This is a genomic window from Rhodococcus sp. 15-649-2-2, from assembly GCF_002258645.1.
GTDB lineage: Bacteria > Actinomycetota > Actinomycetes > Mycobacteriales > Mycobacteriaceae > Rhodococcoides.
The window spans coordinates 161,433-167,447 of sequence record NZ_NPFM01000034.1 but is presented as its reverse complement, the minus strand read 5'-3'; the positions used below and the strand labels follow the sequence as shown (position 1 = coordinate 167,447).

At 64.1% G+C, this 6,015-nt stretch carries 1 protein-coding gene; it reads left to right on the top strand.

Features of this window, described 5'->3' with window-relative positions:
- Nucleotides 1–23: 23 nt before the first annotated feature.
- Nucleotides 24–5,879, top strand: coding sequence for a non-ribosomal peptide synthetase (locus CH305_RS26385; protein ID WP_256983994.1), 5,856 nt, complete (start codon nt 24–26; stop codon nt 5,877–5,879).
- Nucleotides 5,880–6,015: the final 136 nt, after the last annotated feature.

Sequence of the window (6,015 nt, the reverse complement as noted above, 5' to 3'; positions counted from 1 at the left end):
GCGCCGCCGATGAGGAGTGTTCAGTGAGTTCGGAGTGGTCGGGGACCGGTACGTCCGGTAAGGCAGCGCGACCGAAGGGACGTGTCAGGCGTCCGAAACCGGGCCGTAGCCGACCCGCACGGGTTCCTACCTTGCCGGCATTGCTCTCGGCAGCGGTAGAGAAGAATCCGACGGGTACCGCGCTCGTTTTCGGCGAAACGTCGGTTACGTACGAAGAACTCGACGGGCAGTCGTCGAAGTTGGCTCGGCTGTTGATCTCTCACGGCGTCGGACCGGACCACCTGGTGGCGATCGCGCTCGATCGATCCATCGAATCGGTGGCCTCGGTATGGGCGGTCGCGAAGTCCGGCGGAGCCTTCCTGCCGATCGATCTGCGGTATCCACCCGGGCGGATCGAGCACATGGTGACCGACTCCGGTGTTCGATGGGGACTGACTACGTCCGACCGGGTGGCCGAGCTGCCCGACGGAGTGTCCTGGATCGCACTGGACGGGACCGACGAAATGCGGCAACTCGAGCAGTTGTCGGCAGAGCCGATCGCACCGCAGGACCGTCTGGCTCAGCCGGTTCCCGCCAATCTGGCCTACGTGATCTACACGTCCGGGTCGACCGGAAGGCCGAAAGGGGTCGCGGTCACGCACGCCGGACTCGCCCCGCTCGCCGCCACCGTCAACGACACGTTCGAGACCTCCGGTGACTCTCGCACAATGCATTTCGCCTCACCCAGTTTCGACGCCTCCGTGTTGGAACTGCTGATCTCCATCGTGAACGGGTCGATGATGGTGATCGTTCCGTCGGGTGTCTACGGCGGCACGGAATTGACCGAGATCATGGCGAAGCATCGAGTCACTCACGCGATCATCACGCCTGCCGCGCTGACGACCATGGATTCCGGCGACCTTCCCGAACTTCGTGCGCTCGCCGTCGGAGGGGAAACCTTCACCGCGGAGCTGATGGGACGATGGGCCCGTGGTCGGCAGTTCCACAACGCCTACGGCCCCACCGAAACGACCGTCATCTGCAGCCTGTCCGCCCCGCTCGTCTCCGGCGGAGCCGTCGACATCGGCTCGCCCACACAGAGTATGGCCAGTCATGTGCTCGACGACCGCCTCCGGCCGGTTCCGGTGGGCGTGGTGGGGGAGTTGTACATGAGTGGGCCGGGACTGGCCCGCGGCTATCTCGAGCGTACGGGGCTCACGGCGCAACGGTTCATAGCCAATCCCTTTGCGGTAGAGGGCGATCCGTCGCACTCGCGGATGTACCGAACCGGCGACCTGGTTCGGTGGCGACAGGGCGACAGCGGACCCGTGGTGGAGTACGTCGGTCGCAACGACGCGCAGATTCAGCTGCGAGGCTTTCGCATCGAACTCGGGGAGATCGACGCGGTGCTCGCGGGCGTGGACGGGGTCGACTTCGCCGTGACCGTAGGACACCGACGCGATTCCGGTGCAACCGAACTGGTCGGCTACGTCCTGCCGAACACGGGAGTGGATCTCGGCGTCGATGAGGTTCTGGACGCAGCGAAGAGATACTTGCCTGCGCACATGGTCCCGACGACGCTGACGATACTCGAGTCGATTCCACTGACACCGGCAGGCAAGCTCGATCGAAGTGCCCTACCGGAACCGGTGTTCGCGGTGCGCGAGTTCCGAGCTCCGACGACTCCGACCGAGATCGTCGTGGCCGACGTCTTCGCCGACTTGCTCGGTGTGGACGAGGTGGGGTCCGACGACGAGTTCTTCTCGCTGGGTGGCAACTCGCTCCTTGCGACGCAGGCCGCTGCGCGCATCGGCGCAGCGCTCGGGCGCCGAGTGCGACCGCGGGCACTGTTCGACAATGCCACCGTCGAGTCGTTGGCCGCGTCGATCGATGCGGCCGAGGCCGACGCGCTGACCGTTCTGGACTCGTCCAGGCCTCGCCCGCAACATGTTCCGCTTTCTCCGGCGCAGCAGCGCATGTGGTTCCTCAACCGGTTCGACACCGCATCGGCGATGAACAACGTGCCGGTGGCTCTGGCTCTGACCGGCGCGCTCGACGTCGATGCAATGCGCGCGGCGATAGACGATGTGATCGCTCGGCACGAGTCGCTGCGCACCGTGTACCCCGAACTCGACGGAACGGGGTTCCAGCAGATTCTCGACGTGTCCGGTGTCGGCGTCACCATGGAGGTCGTTCCGGCGTCACGCGAGTCGGCACCCGAGGCGGTGGGTGAGTTCCTGTCGAGGGGATTCGACGTGACGACGGAGATTCCGTTTCGGGTGCGGCTGTTCGAGATCACGGACCCGGACGGTTCCGAGCCGGAATTCGTGTTGGCTTTCGTCGCTCATCACATCTCCGCCGACGGGTTGTCCATGGGGCCGCTGTCGCGAGATGTGATGACTGCCTACGTGGCTCGTGCGGCGGGAGATGCACCGAACTGGCCTCCACTGGCTGTGCAGTACGCCGACTACACGCTGTGGCAGCGCGAAATGCTCGGTTCCGAGGACGATCCGAATTCGTTGGTGTCCAAACAGATCGCCTTCTGGGAAGCTGCATTGGCAGGCACCCAGGAGCAACTGCAGTTGCCGTGGAATCGACCACGTCCTCGGGTGGCGTCCGGGCGAGGTGGACTGACGCAGTTCGCCGTCGAGCCCGAGACGTACGAGCGCATCGTCGAACTCGCGCACAGGCATGACGCGACACCGTTCATGGTGGTACACGCGGCGTTGGCGGTTCTGCTTGCGAGGCTGTCCGGTTCTCCCGACGTCGCCGTCGGTGCGCCGGTCGGTGGTCGCGGCGATGCCGGTCTCGACGATCTGGTCGGTATGTTCGTCAATACGGTGATCCTGCGGACGCGGGTCGACGGAGATCGATCGATTGCGCAGCTTCTCGACCAGGTGCGGATCTCCGACATGGATGCCTTCGAGAACGCAGAGGTGCCGTTCGAGCGTCTGGTCGAGGTGCTCGATCCGGTGCGATCGCAGAGCCGACACCCGCTGGTGCAGGTTGCACTGTTCTTTCAGAATTTCTCCGAGGGGACGTTCGAGCTTCCCGGGTTGACGGTCTCGCGGTTCGGGGCCGCAGCGTTCTCGGCCAAGTTCGATCTACAGGTCACGGTCACGGAATCGGCGGGTGGACTCGCCGGCGAACTGCTCTATGCGACCGACCTGTTCGACGAGGGTACCGTTGTCGCCTTCGGGGAACGGCTGGTTGCGTTGCTCGATGCGGTCACCGAGAATCCCGAGGCACCGATCGGCGACCACGAGATACTGCCGGAGAACGAGCGATACCGAATCCTGCAGCAGTGGAACGACACCCATCACGCGGTTGTACCCGATGACGAGCTATTGCTCGACGGATTCGATCGACAGGTCGCCGCGACTCCGGATGCCGTAGCCGTTGTCTTCGGAGACGATGTGCTCACCTACGCCCAGTTCTCGGCTCGGGTGGATGCCGTAGCGCAGCGGTTGCATCAGGACGGCTCCGGTCCCGGCGCTCTCGTCGGGTTGGCCATGAAACGGTCCATCGAACTGGTCGTCGGGATGTACGCGGTGTTGCGCGCCGGTGCGGCCTACGTTCCCCTCGATCCAGATCAACCGATCGAGCGAAACGATCACATTCTGTCCACGGCAGATCCGATGGTCGTACTGTCCACCAGCAGAGACGACTTCGCGACGACCAGTGATGTCCCGGTCCTGCTGATCGACGGGGTGGAGCGGATCGATGCTGTGCCCACGTTCGGACGTCCCCACTCCGCCGATCTCGCGTACGTCCTGTTCACCTCGGGTTCGACGGGCAGGCCCAAAGGTGTCGCGGTCGAGCATCGGGCCATCGTCAACCAGATGGTCTGGATGGCCGAGGAGTACGGACTCGACGAATCGGACGTGTATCTACAGAAAACGGCGACGACGTTCGACGTGTCACTGTGGGGCTTCTTTCTTCCCCTACGGACCGGCGGGCAGTTGATCATCGCGCCGCCGGGTGCGCAGCGCGAGGTCGATGTCGTCGGCGACTTGATCTCCCGACATCGAGTGACCGTGACCGATTTCGTACCGTCGATGTTGACCGTATTCGCGGAATCCGTTGCTGCGGAAGCGATATCTACACTACGGCACGTATTCGTCATCGGAGAGGCTCTACCCTCTCGGACGGTGGCGGCCTGCCGCGGCGTGTCGAACGCACGAGTGCACAATCTCTACGGTCCCACCGAGGCGGCCGTGTCGGTGGCCTATCGTGATGTCTCCGATGACGCAGCCGACCTCGTTGCCGCGTCCGGCGACGGTTCGGTGTCGATCGGTGTTCCGGAATGGAACACCGCTGTGCGAGTTCTGGATTCGCGACTGCATCCGGTTCCTGCCGGGGTGCCCGGTGAGCTGTATCTGGCGGGTGTGCAATTGGCCCGCGGTTATGTCGCACGACCGGATCTGACGTCCGAACGGTTCGTGGCCGATCCGTTCGGCAGCGCCGGTGACCGCATGTACCGAACGGGCGACCTGGCGCGATGGTCGATGCTCGGCGACGGCCGAATCGAGTACATCGGACGTACCGACTTCCAGGTCAAGTTCCGCGGTCAGCGCATCGAGCTCGGGGAGATCGAAACCGCTCTGACATCGTTGCCCGGAGTCGGTCAGGCGGTGGTCGTGGTCTCCGGCTCGGTCGCCGGTGACCTTCTGGCTGCGTACCTCGTACCGGTAGCCGATGCGGTTCTCGACACCGAGGATATTCGCACCAGGCTCGGCTCGCTGGTTCCGTCGTACATGGTGCCGTCGGCTTTTGTTGTCCTGCAGTCACTTCCGCTGAATCCGGCGGGCAAGCTCGATCGCCGAGCGTTGCCGGATCCAGTGTTCGAGGCGCGCGAATTCCGTTCTCCTGCCACCGCGGTGGAGGAGGCAGTGGCGTCGGTGTTCGCGGATGTACTGGGCGTCGAGCGAGTCGGGTCGGACGACGATTTCTTTTCGCTGGGCGGAAACTCGCTGTCGGCAATGAAGCTCGTGTCCCGGTTGGGTCGCTCCCTCGAAGGCGTGACGGTGCCGGTGTCGTGGTTGTTCTCCGATTCCTCGGTCGCAGCGTTGGCGTCGCGGATCGATGCGGCGCGTCGTTCCGATACTCCGATCGCCGAAGAGACCGGACTGGACACCGTCGTCGAACTGCGTGGTGGAAGCGGCACGCCACTGTTCTGTGTACATCCGATCGTGGGACTGTCCTGGGCGTTCGGCGGATTGGCACCGTACGTCGACAGCACCCGGCCCCTCTACGGTCTGCAATCTCCGGTGCTGGCCGGCGACCCGATGCCCGCCTCGATCGACGAGTGGGCATCGATCTTCGTCGATCGCATCCGCGAGATTCAGCCCAGCGGGCCCTACCACCTGCTGGGGTGGTCGATGGGCGGCGTCATCGCTCATGCGGTCGCCGTGCAGTTGCGAGGGCTCGGGGAGACGGTGTCGACGCTGGCAATGATGGATTCGTTCGTGCTGTCCCGAACCACACATCTCGTAGAACGGACGGTGACTGCGGGGGAGGTGCTCGGCGGGTTGGGCATCGACTCCGAACACGACTCGGACGTGTCCGAACTGACCGTCGATTCCGCCATGGCGCTACTGAGCACCATGCCCGCTCCGTTCGATGCGTTGTCCAGAGAGCGGGTGCAGGGCATCGTCGACGGAATCGAACGGTCGGCCGCGATGCTGCAGGCCCATGAGCCGGAGCGGTTCGACGGTGAGCTGCTCTATTTCGCGTCCGTCGTCGACGACCCGACAGGTGTTGCCGGTGCATCGACGTGGACCGAGTTCATCGACGGGAAACCGACCGTGACGCAAGTTCATTCGACGCACTGGCAGATGGCGTCGGCGTCGGCGCTCGCCGAGTTCGGACCTGTCCTCGACGAATGGATATCTCGCTGACGGAGAGCGGCACTGCATGAAGTCGCATCGCTGGGCAGCTCACATCTGAACGCAACGTCAGTTCGAGGGTAACGAATCCAGCAAAGTACCCGATATCTCGAGTGATGCGTACCGTCGGACGTCAATAGTCCGCCGG